This is a genomic window from Otoolea muris (assembly GCF_943193115.1).
Taxonomy (GTDB): domain Bacteria; phylum Bacillota; class Clostridia; order Lachnospirales; family Lachnospiraceae; genus Otoolea; species Otoolea muris.
In genome coordinates this window covers 24,835-38,368 of record NZ_CALPCY010000027.1, presented here as the reverse complement: position 1 = coordinate 38,368, position 13,534 = coordinate 24,835, and the positions used below count along the sequence as shown (strand labels likewise).

Genomic DNA, 13,534 nt, shown 5'->3' with positions numbered 1-13,534 from the left:
CATCGCTTTTCATGCTTTTGCGAAACGCTTCATAAAAATGATAGCATTTACTCTGTAGCTGCCTTAAAGTCAGGCGTTTCTTATTATCAAATATTGGTAAACTGGCATATAGATTTTCAGCCTTAACAATTAACGAGCCAGTATACATACAAAGCCTGCAGTCTCTGCAGTTACATCTGCAAAACAGCCCTCTTGAACTGTGCTTTGCGTTCGGGATTAAGCGTTTTTACCACATATTTCACAAACACATCTACAATCGGATGCTTTGTCTCTTCAAGAAAACCCAGTTCAATGCTTTTTTCGCACACCTCTCCCACCCTGTCTCTGAACGAGGTCTTTGACACGTACTCTGCATGATCCACCTCGTTCCGTATTTCTGACACCAAAGGATTATGAGCTAAGGGAGTACGGCCGTCAAAGAGCGTATCATTTACCTGTATCACCGTAAGCCCGGCCGCTTCAGCGGCTTGCCTGCTCCTGTAAATATTCAAAGACATCCAACTACTCCTTCCTTTGGCGTTATTATACCATTTCGCAAAGAGCATTTCAATTTCTATTGCGCCGCCGCAGGGCGCGCGGATGTGAAGAGATACATTCTCCCGGCCAGCGCGCATTCACACAGTATTCTCAGAACTACACCGCAGACAGCCTTCCCACTCCTGATTGTAAAATTCCCCATTTATTTTTTGTTTATTTTTCCCATTGACTTTTCCTTCTCACTCCTAAACACCTCATTTTATTGTTATTATTATACAAAAATTACTTTTCATTTTTATGCATCTTTGTATAATATCAAACTTTTTTATTAGAAAATTATTAGTATGCAAAATATTTTATAGAGAAATATATTTACTTTTAATTATAGGTGTTATATAATTTTCTCAATCGAACAGTACATAGTTTTTTTATAAGGAGGACGTTTTTATGGAACTCAAAACTTACAACAATCTCTTAGTGGAAATCGAGGACGGCATTGCGGTTGTCACCATCAACCGTCCGAAGTCTTTAAACGCGCTGAACAGCGAGACGCTGGCTGAGCTGGGCGATGTGGCTTCCACAATTGAGAAGTCCAAGGAGGTTAAGGTTGTGATCCTGACAGGTTCCGGACAGAAGGCATTTGTGGCCGGCGCTGATATCTCTGAAATGGTGAATGCTTCCGCACAGGAAGGCCGTGCGATGGCTCTTCTGGCTGCCGAGACGTTCAACACCCTGGAGAACATGCCTCAGGTTACGATCGCGGCCGTAAACGGCTACGCTCTGGGCGGCGGCTGTGAGATCTCCATGGCATGCGATATCCGTGTTGCGGCTGAGAACGCGAAGTTCGGACAGCCGGAAGTAAATCTTGGCATTCTGCCGGGCTTTGGCGGAACACAGAGACTTCCGAGACTGGTAGGCAAGGGCCGTGCAAAGGAGCTCATCTTCACAACGGATCAGATCGATGCCGAAGAGGCATACCGCATCGGACTGGCTAACAAGGTGGTTCCCCAGGCAGAGCTTCTCGACTACTGCAAGGCCATGGCGAAGAAGATCATGTCCAAGGCAAGCTTTGGCGTAACGCTTGCCAAGCAGGCCATCAACACTGGTATGGATACAGATCTTGCCAGCGGCTTAAAGCTTGAGGCGAATCTGTTCGGCCTTTCCTTCGCGACGCATGACAAGGCTGAGGGCATGGCTGCCTTCCTTGAAAAGAGAAAAGCAGATTTGACCGATTTCTAATTTCTATAGCAAACGACAAATAAATTTTCCGTTTGCTATAGCCCCTCCGGGGGATGCGCACGAATTTGCATAGGAAATATGCTGCTTACGCAGCGCAAATCCGGCGCAGGAAACGGGCAAAACGAAAATCGTTTTGTCGTTTCCTATAACTACTGCATCTGACCCGCGGGGCCGGGGGATGAATTTTCCCGGCCCTGTTATTTTTACACCCTTTTTTAGGCGCATCGGTTCATAACCGGAAGGAAATGAACCCCGCATCGTTTCGATTTTTAATCTAAGGAGGAATTACGATGGCTAAGGTCTCAATTATTACAGCGCAGGAAGCGGCCTCCATGGTGTCTGATAACATGATGGTAACCGCCAGCGGCTTTGTGGCCAGCGATATGCCGGAGGCTCTGACAAAGGCTCTGGAAGCGCGTTTTCTGGAAACAGGATCCCCGAAAAACCTGACTCTTTTCTATGCCGCGGCGCAGGGCAACCGGGACGGCAGCGGAGCTGACCATTTTGCGCATGAGGGCATGACAAAACGTGTCATCGGCGGCCATTGGAACATGGTCCCCAATCTGGGAAAGCTGGTTCTGGAAAATAAGATCGAGGGCTACAACCTGCCGCAGGGCACGCTGTCCCAGCTCTACCGCGATATTGCCGGACACCGCATCGGAACCATCACCCACGTAGGACTGAACACCTTTGCCGATCCGCGTATTGAGGGAGGAAAGCTCAATTCGATTTCCACAGACGATCTGGTGGAGGTTGTAAATATTCTCGGCGAGGAGAAGCTTCTATATAAAGCCTTCCCCATTGACATCGGCTTTATCCGCGGAACGTATGCGGATGAGAACGGAAATATCACCATGGAGCATGAGGTCGCTTCCCTTGAGGCCACCTCCATCGCCCAGGCGGTGAAAAACAGCGGGGGCAAGGTCATCGTCCAGGTTGAGAAGGTGGTTGAAAACGGCTGCCTTGACCCCAAGCTTGTAAAGGTTCCCGGCATCTATGTGGATGCAGTTGTTGTATGCGAGGATCCGAAGGATCATGAGCAGTGCGTGGGATGCGAGTATGACGGCTCTATGACCGGCGATTTCCGTGTACCCTTAAGCAGCCTGCAGTATCCGAAGCTCTCCGCAAAGAAAGTCATCGGCCGCCGCGCCGCCATGGAATTAAAAGAAAATTCCGTTGTCAATCTGGGGATCGGTATCCCGGAATACATATCCATGGTTGCAAACGAGGAAGGCATCGGCGATTACATGACTCTGACGGTTGAGGCCGGCCCGATCGGCGGCGTTCCGCAGGGCGGCCCGAAATTCGGCGGTTCCGTCAATGCGGAAGCAATCCTGGATCAGCCTTACCAGTTTGACTTCTACGACGGCGGAGGCGTGGATTACGCCTTCTTAGGGCTGGCGCAGGCGGATCAGGACGGAAATATCAATGTCAGCAAGTTCGGACCCAGAATCGCGGGCTGCGGCGGTTTCGTCAACATCACGCAGAACGCAAAGCGCGTGTTCTTCTGCGGCACCTTTACGGCCGGCGGCCTTGCCGTGGAGTTCGAGAACGGTTCCCTTAAGATTGTAAAAGAAGGGCGCGAGAAGAAGTTCATCGACCACGTAGAGCAGATCACCTTCAGCGGCGCTTATGCCAACAAAACCGGCCAGCCGGTTCTCTATATCACGGAGCGCGCCGTATTTGAGCTTCGCGCGGATGGCGTATACCTCACTGAGGTTGCTCCGGGCATTGACATTCAGACCCAGATCATTGATCTGATGGGATTTGTTCCCAGGATGGATGGACAGCCGAAGCTGATGGATGCCAGAATCTTTAAGGATGAGCTGATGGGGCTTGGAAAATAACCGCATCCGTTCAGACGAACTGTTATAAGTCAACAACCCCGCTGCAAGCAACGGTGCGTCAAACTTGCAGCGCTGCAGAGCAGCGGGGTATTTGACCCTCGCGGCAGCCGCCAAATGTGCATGCAAGCATGCTCACTTGGCTCGTTGCCCGCGGGAATAAAAAAATGTAACCCTATGTTACAAAAAGCGGCGGCGGACGGCCCGTCAGGGCTGCGCCGCGGCTTTCAGGATGATTTCGCCGCGGCCTGTAAAAGGGGGACTGCCTTTTTCGCAGGCCGTGAACAGGAGGAACCATGAATTTTCAAATTCTTGTACTTTTTATTGCTATTATTCTATTCGGGCTTCTGGCCTTTAAGCAGGTAAGCGCATTGATTCTGGCTCCGCTTATCACGATTTTCGTAGCTGTCTGCAGCGGTCTTCCGATCCTTGACAGCCTCAAAAATTCCTTTATGCCCGCCGCCGGAGATTATGTCATCAAGTATTTCCTGACCTTCTTCGCGGGAGCTTTATTTGGAGCGGTTTACCAGTTTACAGGCGCCGCCGAATCTCTGGCAAGAGCCATTGCCGGCATCAGCAAAGGACGTTTCACCGCGCCGATCATCATGTGCATTACCGGTATCCTGACTTATGGCGGCGTCAGCGGCTTTGTTGTATTCTTTGTTATCTACCCGATCGCGATTCAGTTGTTCCGCGAGGCAAACATCAGCAGACGCCTTCTTCCGGCTGCGATTTCCGCCGGCTGCTGGACCTGGTCCATGAGCGGCCCCGGATCCCCGTCGATCCAGAATGTTATTCCCATGACGGATCTGGGAACCCCGGCGACAGCGGCCTTTGTTCCCTCCCTGATCACCACGATCGTGATGTTTCTTCTGATTTTTGGCTGGCTCGAGTACCGCGCCCGCGCCCTTGCCAAAAAGGGATATTTCTTTGATGATAAGACGCTTAAATATCAGCTCACCGAGGAAGAGCTCAGCACGGACGAGAACAAATCTCTTCCGCACTGGATTCAGGCGGCTCTGCCGATCGCGGCGATCCTGGCCTCCTTTAACCTGTTTCACCTCCCGGTGGAAACCTCGGTTATGGTCGGCATCATCCTTTCCGTTATCCTGATGTTTAAACGGATCGGCGGTCTTAACGCGTGGATTGAGGTCTTCAACAAGGGCGCGGCAGACTCCGGCGTCGCTATCCTGAATACCGGTATCGTAGTCGGCTTCGGCGGCGTAGTTCAGAACACGCAGGCATTTGCGGATCTGGTAAATGGTTTAAAGAACCTTTCTATCAATCCGCTCGTGTTCTGTATGATCACGGTAGCTATCTGCGCCGGCGCGTGCGGATCCGCTTCCGGCGGTATCGGCGTTGCCTTTAACGCATTAAAAGCCACCTACGTTGAGATGGGCTTAAATCTGGAGTATGTACACCGTATCGCCGCCATCGCTGCCGGAACGCTTGACACGCTTCCGCACCAGGGCGCTCAGATCACTCTTCTGGGCATCTGTAAGATGACGCATAAGGAAGCCTACGGCGATATCGCAATCACCCAGATCCTGATCCCCTTCATTGCCTGCGGCGTATTCATCATGCTCGCCAGCATGGGATTATAGGGAAATGCCATCGCGTACTGACTGCCACACATAATAGTGACAGTAAATCGCGAATTTCAAATCCTGTCTTATGGCAGTTTGCACAAAAAAACGGGACAAAATTTGACAGATTGCTTCTTGACTACAGAGATGGGATCATGTATTATTTATGTATGCTATTATTTAGCGTGCTAGATATTTTGAATAAGAATTATTCTACAATTCTTTAAAATCGTTTCGCACGCCCCGTTAAATAACAATCACCGAATATGAAAAAGGAGGACTTATTTATGAATTTCCAGTTATCCGAAGAGCGTCTGACCTTACAGAAAGCAGTCAGGGAATTTGCAGAGAACGAGTTAGCGCCAGGCGTAATTGAGCGTGACGAGACCAGCGCTTTCCCTTTAGACCTCTACAAAAAGATGGGCGAGATGGGCTTTATCGGCCTTCCCTACGCTAAAGAGTACGGCGGATCCGGCGGGGATTATCTCGATTACGCGATTGCAGTGGAGGAGATCTCCAAGGTAGATGCCTCTGTCGGCATCTCCTACTCCGTATCTACCTCTCTCTACGGCGGCAGCATCGCAAACGGCGCTTCCGAAGAGCAGAAGAGAGAATTCCTTCCTGAAGTATTGAGCGGCCAGACCTTTGGCTCCTTTGGCCTCACAGAGCCCAACGCCGGTTCCGACGCAGGCGGATGCGTAACCGTTGCCGAGAAAAAAGGCGACAAATATGTGCTGAACGGCTTAAAGTGCTTTAATACCAACGGGCCTCTTTCCAATCACTTCGCCGTATATGCTTTAACACAGCCGGAGTTAAAGTCCAAGGGCCTTTCCTGCTTCCATGTGACAAAGGGAACGCCGGGCCTCTCCATCGGCAAGATTGAGAATAAGATGGGTATCCGCTCCGCACAGGTTTCCGAGCTGGTATTTGAGAACTGCGAGATCCCCGCTTCCGCACTGATCGGCCAGGAAGGCCAGGGCTTCAAGATCGCCATGAAGACGCTGGACGGCGGCCGTATCGGCGTAGCCGCTCAGGGCCTTGGAATCGCAGAGGGCGCATTTGAGATCGCAAGAAAGTACCTGATGACAAGAGAGCAGTTCGGCAAACCCATCTACCGCAACCAGTACCTGGCCTTCAAGATGGCTGAACTGGAATGCGAGATTGAGCAGGCCAAATACATGCTGTACAAGGCGGCGCTCGACAAATCCGAGGGACGGCCGTACTCCATTCCGGCTGCAAAGGCTAAATTAGTCTGCACCAATGCCGCTATGCATGTGACAACCGAGGCTGTGCAGATGCTCGGTGGAAACGGCTTTATGAAAGAGTATCACGTAGAGCGGATGATGAGAGACGCGAAGATCACTCAGATATATGAGGGAACCAATGAGATCCAGAAGCTGGTAATCAGCGGAGCGCTCTTTAGATAAGACATTCGTCAATTTATGCATATACCTCCTAAACAGCCGGATGGGGTTTCCCGCCGGCTGTTTGTAAATATTACGGCTGTTGCAGCCAATACCAATTGTCTGGGGGAGCCGCCGGCGGCCTTCCCGCAATGAACTACAGCCCGCATATATTTCTCCAGTAGCTCCCGCCCTACCTGTGAAAATAGTAACATGCGGTTTGACTTTCTCTTTTTTATTTAATATAATTATAAGACGCATTAGCAAACAAAGGAAAGAGAGATCGATTATGGAGTTAAAAGAGTGCATTAATTTTCTTCTCACCACATCCCAGCATACGGTTTTCCAATATATCAGCCAAAAACTGGCTCCTTTTGACGTCACGCCCTCTCAGTATGGGGTGCTGAACTGCCTGTGGGCCAACGGGGGTACCTGTCTGCCGCGAAAGATTGCGGAGATGCTGTGTCTTGAGACCTCTACAGTTTCCGGTATTCTGGACCGCATGCAGAAAAAGGAACTGATTGACCGCGTGATCAACACGGAAAACCGACGGGAGATTCTTGTTATTATTACGGAAAAGGGCGAGGCCCTGAAAGAGCCGGTGCTTCAGGTGATCGAAGATGTAAACCGCGATGTGCTGGCTGATTTTTCGGAAGATGAGGCAGTATTCTTTAAAAAATGCCTCCGCCAGATTGCGGAAAAATCCCTGTAGCTGGTTTTTCCCAATATTTTTTTATTGCAATATGATTTGCATACTAATTTTTTGATATGCTTATAAATTGTATGCATATAAAGTTTGTGTGCATATAAAAATCTGAATGGAAATCGGATATGAAAGTTATTGTATGTTCAAAACAAATCCTGCAGGATAACCGGGTAAGGCCCGATCGTTCCGGCCTGGAAGCCGCGCTGCGCCTTAAGAAAAAGACGGGGGCCTCTGTGGCCTTTTTGTGCATCGGCGATGATTCTGCCATAACCCAGATCCGCGAGGCTATGGCAATGGGCTGTGATGAAGGGGCGCTGCTCTCCTGTCCGGCCCCGCAGACGCTGGACGGCGCCGCCTGTTCTTCGATACTGGCCGCATTTCTTAAGGACTGCAGCTATGATGTGCTGATGGGAAGCTCCTATGCCGTGGACTCTGACGCCATCCAGACCGCTCTTTTGCTGGCCGGAAAGCTGGGACTTCCATCCGCCAGCTATGTGGAAGAGATCTCGCCTGTCTTTGCTCCTGGAAACGGGCAGGAAATAGGTTTTCTCACCGTCAGACGGCAGTTTGAGGACGGAGCCTGTCAGTTAAAGCTTCCCATCCCGTGCCTTATCAGCGCGCTCCCCAGACCGAATCAGCCCTTCTATATGACGGCCCAGGGAATCTCCCGTGCCTACCGCGAGAAAATCCCTGTCATTTCTGTCTCTGAGCTTCTGGAACAGAACGGTCTTCCCCCTGCAGAACAGTTAGTAAAAATCCATATTTTGGATTCCCGTATGAAGAAGCCGCGGGAGCGCGGGCGCGTCTTAACAGTACCGACCGCCGAAGCCGTCCAGGCTATGATGGATTTAATGATTAAAAACCATATTTTAATGTAACAGTTCAGACGGCGGGGAATATGGCGGACATTTTGGCGTTAAGCTTGCTTAAAAGCCAAAATGTCCACAAGATTCCACATCGGATGGACATCCGATGCTTCTTGTCCGGCGCAGACGGGCAAGAAGATGCCCCGTGTGAACTGTTACATTTTAAGCTGATTGGAGGTCTTCTCTAAACCATGCAGAATGATATATTATTTTTTGCCGAACAGCGAAACGGCCGCATTCAGAAGATCAGCCTTGAACTGGCCGGCGGCGCGAAGCGCCTTGCCGCGCAGTCGGGAGGACGCTCGATCGCCTTTCTGCCCGGCCGTGATGTATCTGCAGAAGCGCAAATCCTTTTGAAGGCCGGGGCGGACGCTGTATTTACAGCGGATTCCCCCCTTCTGGCTTTCTACTCAACCGGCCTCTACGGGGCTCTCATGGAGCAGGCCGCGAGAAATGTAAATCCGGGCCTCATTCTTCTGGGGTCTACCACGATAGGCATGGATCTCGCGCCGGCCCTGGCCGTAAAACTGGATGCCGGCCTGGCTGCGGACTGCACCGGGCTGTGGGTGGAGGACGGCGTACGCATGGCGCGTCCCAGCCTTGACGGCATCACAAACGATACGCTCTGCTGCCCGGGCGGGAATACGGTGATCGTTACCCTGCGCCCCGGCGTTCTCACGCCTCTCACCAAAGAAGAGGCGCTCTCTCTCCCGGCTCCGTCGCCGGACGCTGTGCAGGAGCTTAAGCTTCCTGAACCGGAAGAAGCGCTGCGCATGCAGAACGGTGTTGAACTGCTTAAAGCTGAACTGGGAGTCAAGCGGACGGACGACATCACAGCCGCCCGCGTTCTCGTCGCCGGCGGCCGCGGAATGGGAGGCCCGGCGGGCTTTGAGACGCTTGGCCGCATCGCGGCGCTCTTAGGCGGCTCTGTCGCCTGCTCCAGGGCCTGTATTGAATCCGGATGGGCCGATACGTCCTGTCAGGTCGGCCAGACCGGCAAAACGGTGCGCCCGGCGCTCTATCTCGCCTGCGGCATTTCCGGGGCCTTCCAGCACACCACCGGCATGGAGGGATCCGGCCTGATTATCTCCATCAACAAAAACCCGGCGGCCCCGATCTTTGATATCTCGGATCTGGGGATCGTGGGCAATGTGGAGGTGATCCTGCCGCATCTCATCCAGGCGCTCGAATCGTATCAAACGATTGAATGACCGTTTCACATGCGCCTGTACGCAATCAGGCAGGGAAGACGTTTCTCCCTGCCCGCCGCGCGGCCCGCATACTGCCCTGGCAGCAAACGGCCTGCGCATAAAAAGAAGCGCCAAAAGCCTTTTGTGCTCTGGCGCTTCTTTTTATGCATTCAGTTACCCTGAATTATGTTTATCGTCTCTTCCCGATTACTTGGAAGCAGCTACCGCCTCTTTGATCTTCTCGGTCAGCAGCGGAACAACCTTGTTCAGATCGCCTACGATACCGTAGTCTGCTACGTCAAAGATCGGAGCTGTCTCATCCTTGTTGATGGCAACGATGATGTCAGACTCTTCCATACCTGCCAGATGCTGAATCGCTCCGGAGATACCGATTGCGAAGTATACGTTCGGGCGAACGGTCTTACCGGTCTGTCCAACCTGTAAATCCTTCGGCTTCCAGCCAGCGTCCACTACTGCGCGCGAGCAGCTTACGGTTCCGCCGATAGCGGCTGCCAGCTCATCCAGAATCTTGAAGTTCTCGGGGCTGCCTACGCCGCGGCCGCCGGATACCAGGATCTTTGCGTCCATGATATCAACCGTATCCGTAACAGCTTTAACAACCTCCATGATCTCCACGTACTTATTGTTCTTTGTGAAGCCAGGATTGTATTCTACAACATTAGCCTTTGCGCCCTCTACCTTCGGAGCCTTCTGCATAACGCCGGGACGAACGGTAGCCATCTGCGGACGGAAATCCGGGCATGCGATGGTGGCGATCGTGTTGCCGCCGAATGCCGGACGGGTCATGAGAAGCTGATTGTGCTTCTGCTCTTTGCCCGGTACCGGGTTAAGCGGGAAATCGCCGATATCCAGCTTCGTGCAGTCTGCCGTTAAGCCTGTGTGGATTCTCGCGCAAACGCGGGGACCTAAGTCACGGCCGATAGCGGTAGCGCCGATTAAGAAGATCTCCGGCTTAAATTCATCAATTACGGAAGCAAGAGCGTGTGTATACGGCTCTGTTCTGTACTCCTTTAACTCCGGATCGTCAACAACGATTACTTTATCTGCGCCGTACTCAGCCAGGCTGTCTGCAAGGCCCTTTACATCTGAGCCGACTAAAACAGCGGTTACCTCTGTTCCCAGATCTTTTGCTAATTCTTTTCCTTTGCCGATCAGCTCGAACGCGATGCCGCTGATTACATTATCTACCTGCTGTGCAAAGACAAATACTCCCTTATATGCTTCTAAGTTCATTCTTATTCACCACTCTTTTCTATATGATTTAGATAACGTGTTTCTCTGTCAGTTTCGCTACGATATAGTCTGCGGAACCTGCGGGATCTAATGTAACCTTCTCGCCGGCGCCCTTTCTTACCTTATCGGAAGCCTTGGCAATCTGAGTCGGAGAACCTTTTAAGCCTAAGTTGGAATCCTCTACGTCTTTTAAGTCATTTCTTCCCCAAACAGTGATATCCTTTGCATATGCATCGAAGATTCCGCCCGGAGTCATGTAACGCGGCTCATTTAACTCAGCAAGCGCGGTTAATAAGCACGGAAGCTGTGCCTTTAACACATGATATCTGTCGTCATACTGACGCTCAACAACAATATATTTCTCTTCCAGATTAACTTCTCTGATATTCTGTGCATAGCTGATTACCGGAAGTCCAAGATGCTCGGAAATCTGCGGTCCAACCTGTGCGGTATCTCCGTCAATCGCCTGACGGCCGGTGATGATTAAGTCATACTCTAAGTTGCGAAGCGCGCCTGCGATCGTCTGGGAGGTTGCCCATGTATCAGCGCCGCCGAGCACTCTGTCAGTTACCAGAACACCCTTGTCTGCGCCCATAGCCATAGCCTCGCGCAGAACCTCTTCCGCCTTCGGAAGACCCATTGTCACTACCGTAACCTCTGCGCCGTACTGATCTTTTAAGCGAAGAGCCGCCTCTAAGCCGGCTTTGTCATCCGGGTTCATAATGGCCAGCATTGCGCTTCTGTCAAGCGTACCATCCGGGTTAAACTTAACTCCACCCTTGGTATCCGGAACCTGTTTTACACAAACTACTATTTTCACGGTATTTTCACTCCTTATTTTTTGTTTTTTCTCTGTTTATGAGAGCCTTCACGGTTCATGATGTCCGCCGGAAATCTGATATTACTTCAACAGGCTGCCGGAAATAACCATTCTCTGAACCTCAGATGTTCCCTCGTAGATCTCTGTGATCTTGGCGTCACGCATCATACGCTCTACGTCGTATTCTCTCGTGTAGCCGTAACCGCCGTGAAGCTGTACAGCTTTGGTTGTTACTTCCATAGCAACTTCTGCTGCGTACAGTTTTGCCATAGCCGCTTCCACGGAATAAACCTTCTGTGTCTTCTTCGCCATAGCTGCTCTGTAAACAAGGAGCTGAGCTGCTTTTACCTTTGTAGCCATATCTGCAAGCTGGAACTGCGTGTTCTGGAACTGTCCGATGGAACGTCCGAACTGCTTTCTCTCTTTTACATACTCAACCGTTCTCTCAAGAGCGCCCTCTGCAAGGCCAAGAGCCTGAGCAGCGATACCGATACGTCCGCCGTCCAGAGTATGCATGGCAATACCAAAGCCCTTGCCGATCTGTCCTAACAGGTTCTCCTTCGGAATTCTGCAGTCTGTGAAGATCAGCTCATACGTAGCGGATCCGCGGATACCCATCTTCTTCTCTTTTGTACCAAAGGAGAAGCCCGGTGTTCCCTTCTCAACGATGAATGCGGAGATCTCTTTCTTCTTTCTTCCTCTTGCGTCCTCTTTTACGCCTGTTACAGCGATGATAACGTAGATGTCAGCCTCTTTACCGTTGGTGATAAAGATCTTGGAGCCGTTGAGAACCCACTCGTCGCCCTCTAACACAGCCTTGGTCTGCTGTCCCTGCGCGTCCGTACCTGCGCCCGGCTCGGTTAAGCCAAATGCGCCCAGCTTTTCACCCTTTGCAAGGGGAACTAAGTATTTCTGCTTCTGCTCTTCCGTACCATAAGTCTGGATGGGATCGCAGCAAAGAGAGGTATGTGCGGATACGATAACGCCTGTGGTGCCGCAAACCTTGGAGAGCTCCTCTACACACATCGTATAGGTCAGAGGATCGCAGCCCTGTCCGCCGTACTCCTTCGGAACCGGGATGCCCATGAAACCGAGCTTCTGCATCTTGGCAACGGTTCCTGCCGGGAAATGCTCTGTCTCATCGACTTCCTGTGCTAACGGTTTCACTTCTTTTTCGGCGAAGTCGTGGAATAACGTTCTCGCCATCTCATGCTCTTTACTTAATGTAAAATCCATGTGTCTATTCCTCCATCATTTTCTTATATAGCGCTTAAAGGCAGGTCTTGCCCGCCTGATGCGGTTTGTGAATTAATTATATTTGTAGAAGCCTTCTCCGGTCTTCTGGCCCAGCTTGCCGCCGCGTACCATCTTCTTAAGAAGCGGCTCCGGACGGTACTTCGGATCGCCTGTCTCCGTCTGCAGCACTTCCATAATGGCCAGTACAATGTCAAGACCGATCAGGTCGCCCAGCGCCAGCGGTCCCATCGGATGGTTTGCGCCCAGCTTCATCGCTGTATCAATTCCCTCTACGGATGCAACGCCGGCTGCGTAGATGCCGATCGCCTCATTGATCATCGGGATAAGGATACGGTTTACCACAAAGCCCGCTGCTTCCTCTACCTGTACGGGATCCTTGCCGATCTCGGTGGAAATGGCTTTAATCTTATCTACGAGCTCCGCCGGTGTGTTTAATCCGGCGATAACCTCAACTAATTTCATCACAGGCGCCGGATTGAAGAAATGCATGCCGATCACCGGCCTGTCAAGTCCCGCCCCAATCGCAGTAATGGAAAGGGATGAGGTGTTGGTTGCAAAAATGCAGTCCGGCTTACAGATAGCGGACAGCTCCTTAAAGGTCTGCTTCTTGATCTCCAGATTCTCGATGGCAGCTTCAACGACTAAATCGCAGTCTGTGCAGATATCCTTTACGCCTGTTGTGATCTTGGCCAGGATTGCGTCTGCCTTCGCCTGATCCATCTTGCCCCTGGCAACTCTCTTTTCAAAGCCCTTGGCGATCTTTTTCTTGCCGTTCGCCGCAAACTCCTCGTTAATATCGCATAAGCAAACTTCATAACCCTCTGTCTGAGCAAATGCCTGTGCAATTCCGGAACCCATCGTTCCCGCGCCGATAATACCAACCTTCATGACA

The 13,534-nt window shown here is 51.4% G+C and carries 12 protein-coding genes; 7 read left to right on the top strand and 5 right to left on the bottom strand.

The window, feature by feature from the left end; genetic code table 11:
* Positions 1-170: 170 nt before the first annotated feature.
* Complete coding sequence (locus tag NFS31_RS15960) at positions 171-497, bottom strand: hypothetical protein (RefSeq protein WP_251497091.1); 327 nt, start codon at positions 495-497, stop codon at positions 171-173.
* A gap of 427 nt (positions 498-924) precedes the next feature.
* Between NFS31_RS15960 and NFS31_RS15955 the strand changes: the two genes are divergently transcribed.
* The 7 genes from NFS31_RS15955 (at position 925) to NFS31_RS15925 (ending at position 9,332) form a co-directional block, all read left to right on the top strand.
* Positions 925-1,716 (top strand): enoyl-CoA hydratase-related protein, encoded by a 792-nt coding sequence (locus NFS31_RS15955; protein WP_251497089.1) that lies wholly within the window; start codon positions 925-927, stop codon positions 1,714-1,716.
* A 290-nt stretch (positions 1,717-2,006) separates the two neighbouring features.
* Positions 2,007-3,563, top strand: a complete 1,557-nt coding sequence (locus NFS31_RS15950) for an acyl CoA:acetate/3-ketoacid CoA transferase (protein WP_251497086.1) — start codon at positions 2,007-2,009, stop codon at positions 3,561-3,563.
* Between the two features lie 293 nt (positions 3,564-3,856).
* Entirely contained in the window at positions 3,857-5,164 is a 1,308-nt protein-coding gene (locus NFS31_RS15945; protein ID WP_251497084.1) for a GntP family permease, read from the top strand.
* A 269-nt stretch (positions 5,165-5,433) separates the two neighbouring features.
* The gene (locus tag NFS31_RS15940; RefSeq protein ID WP_251497082.1) at positions 5,434-6,573 is read left to right on the top strand and encodes an acyl-CoA dehydrogenase family protein; all 1,140 of its coding nucleotides are present in this window, start codon (positions 5,434-5,436) and stop codon (positions 6,571-6,573) included.
* A 265-nt stretch (positions 6,574-6,838) separates the two neighbouring features.
* Entirely contained in the window at positions 6,839-7,261 is a 423-nt protein-coding gene (locus NFS31_RS15935) for a MarR family winged helix-turn-helix transcriptional regulator (protein ID WP_251497080.1), read from the top strand.
* Positions 7,262-7,380: 119 nt separating this feature from the next.
* On the top strand, positions 7,381-8,133 hold the full coding sequence (locus NFS31_RS15930; protein ID WP_251497077.1) for an electron transfer flavoprotein subunit beta/FixA family protein: 753 nt from the start codon (positions 7,381-7,383) through the stop codon (positions 8,131-8,133).
* A gap of 179 nt (positions 8,134-8,312) precedes the next feature.
* Positions 8,313-9,332: an electron transfer flavoprotein subunit alpha/FixB family protein gene (locus NFS31_RS15925; RefSeq protein ID WP_251497075.1), complete on the top strand. Its 1,020-nt coding sequence runs from the start codon at positions 8,313-8,315 to the stop codon at positions 9,330-9,332.
* 186 nt (positions 9,333-9,518) lie between these two features.
* Here the strand turns inward: NFS31_RS15925 and NFS31_RS15920 are convergent, their stop codons facing one another.
* The 4 genes from NFS31_RS15920 to NFS31_RS15905 all read right to left on the bottom strand — a co-directional run bounded on the left by NFS31_RS15920 (position 9,519) and on the right by NFS31_RS15905 (position 13,530).
* Positions 9,519-10,565: an electron transfer flavoprotein subunit alpha/FixB family protein gene (locus tag NFS31_RS15920; RefSeq protein ID WP_251497073.1), complete on the bottom strand. Its 1,047-nt coding sequence runs from the start codon at positions 10,563-10,565 to the stop codon at positions 9,519-9,521.
* A 28-nt stretch (positions 10,566-10,593) separates the two neighbouring features.
* Entirely contained in the window at positions 10,594-11,385 is a 792-nt protein-coding gene (locus NFS31_RS15915) for an electron transfer flavoprotein subunit beta/FixA family protein (RefSeq protein WP_160225818.1), read from the bottom strand.
* A gap of 81 nt (positions 11,386-11,466) precedes the next feature.
* Complete coding sequence (locus NFS31_RS15910; protein WP_160225819.1) at positions 11,467-12,621, bottom strand: acyl-CoA dehydrogenase; 1,155 nt, start codon at positions 12,619-12,621, stop codon at positions 11,467-11,469.
* Between the two features lie 72 nt (positions 12,622-12,693).
* Positions 12,694-13,530 (bottom strand): 3-hydroxyacyl-CoA dehydrogenase family protein, encoded by an 837-nt coding sequence (locus tag NFS31_RS15905; protein ID WP_160225820.1) that lies wholly within the window; start codon positions 13,528-13,530, stop codon positions 12,694-12,696.
* Positions 13,531-13,534 lie beyond the last annotated feature (4 nt).

What these genes read in the sequence shown, in the direction of transcription:
- NFS31_RS15960 (WP_251497091.1), bottom strand. Translation starts at nt 497, where the DNA reads ATGTCTTTGAATATTTACAGGAGCAGGCAAGCCGCTGAAGCGGCCGGG.
- NFS31_RS15955 (WP_251497089.1), top strand. Translation starts at nt 925, where the DNA reads ATGGAACTCAAAACTTACAACAATCTCTTAGTGGAAATCGAGGACGGC.
- NFS31_RS15950 (WP_251497086.1), top strand. Translation starts at nt 2,007, where the DNA reads ATGGCTAAGGTCTCAATTATTACAGCGCAGGAAGCGGCCTCCATGGTG.
- NFS31_RS15945 (WP_251497084.1), top strand. Translation starts at nt 3,857, where the DNA reads ATGAATTTTCAAATTCTTGTACTTTTTATTGCTATTATTCTATTCGGG.
- NFS31_RS15940 (WP_251497082.1), top strand. Translation starts at nt 5,434, where the DNA reads ATGAATTTCCAGTTATCCGAAGAGCGTCTGACCTTACAGAAAGCAGTC.
- NFS31_RS15935 (WP_251497080.1), top strand. Translation starts at nt 6,839, where the DNA reads ATGGAGTTAAAAGAGTGCATTAATTTTCTTCTCACCACATCCCAGCAT.
- NFS31_RS15930 (WP_251497077.1), top strand. Translation starts at nt 7,381, where the DNA reads ATGAAAGTTATTGTATGTTCAAAACAAATCCTGCAGGATAACCGGGTA.
- NFS31_RS15925 (WP_251497075.1), top strand. Translation starts at nt 8,313, where the DNA reads ATGCAGAATGATATATTATTTTTTGCCGAACAGCGAAACGGCCGCATT.
- NFS31_RS15920 (WP_251497073.1), bottom strand. Translation starts at nt 10,565, where the DNA reads ATGAACTTAGAAGCATATAAGGGAGTATTTGTCTTTGCACAGCAGGTA.
- NFS31_RS15910 (WP_160225819.1), bottom strand. Translation starts at nt 12,621, where the DNA reads ATGGATTTTACATTAAGTAAAGAGCATGAGATGGCGAGAACGTTATTC.
- NFS31_RS15905 (WP_160225820.1), bottom strand. Translation starts at nt 13,530, where the DNA reads ATGAAGGTTGGTATTATCGGCGCGGGAACGATGGGTTCCGGAATTGCA.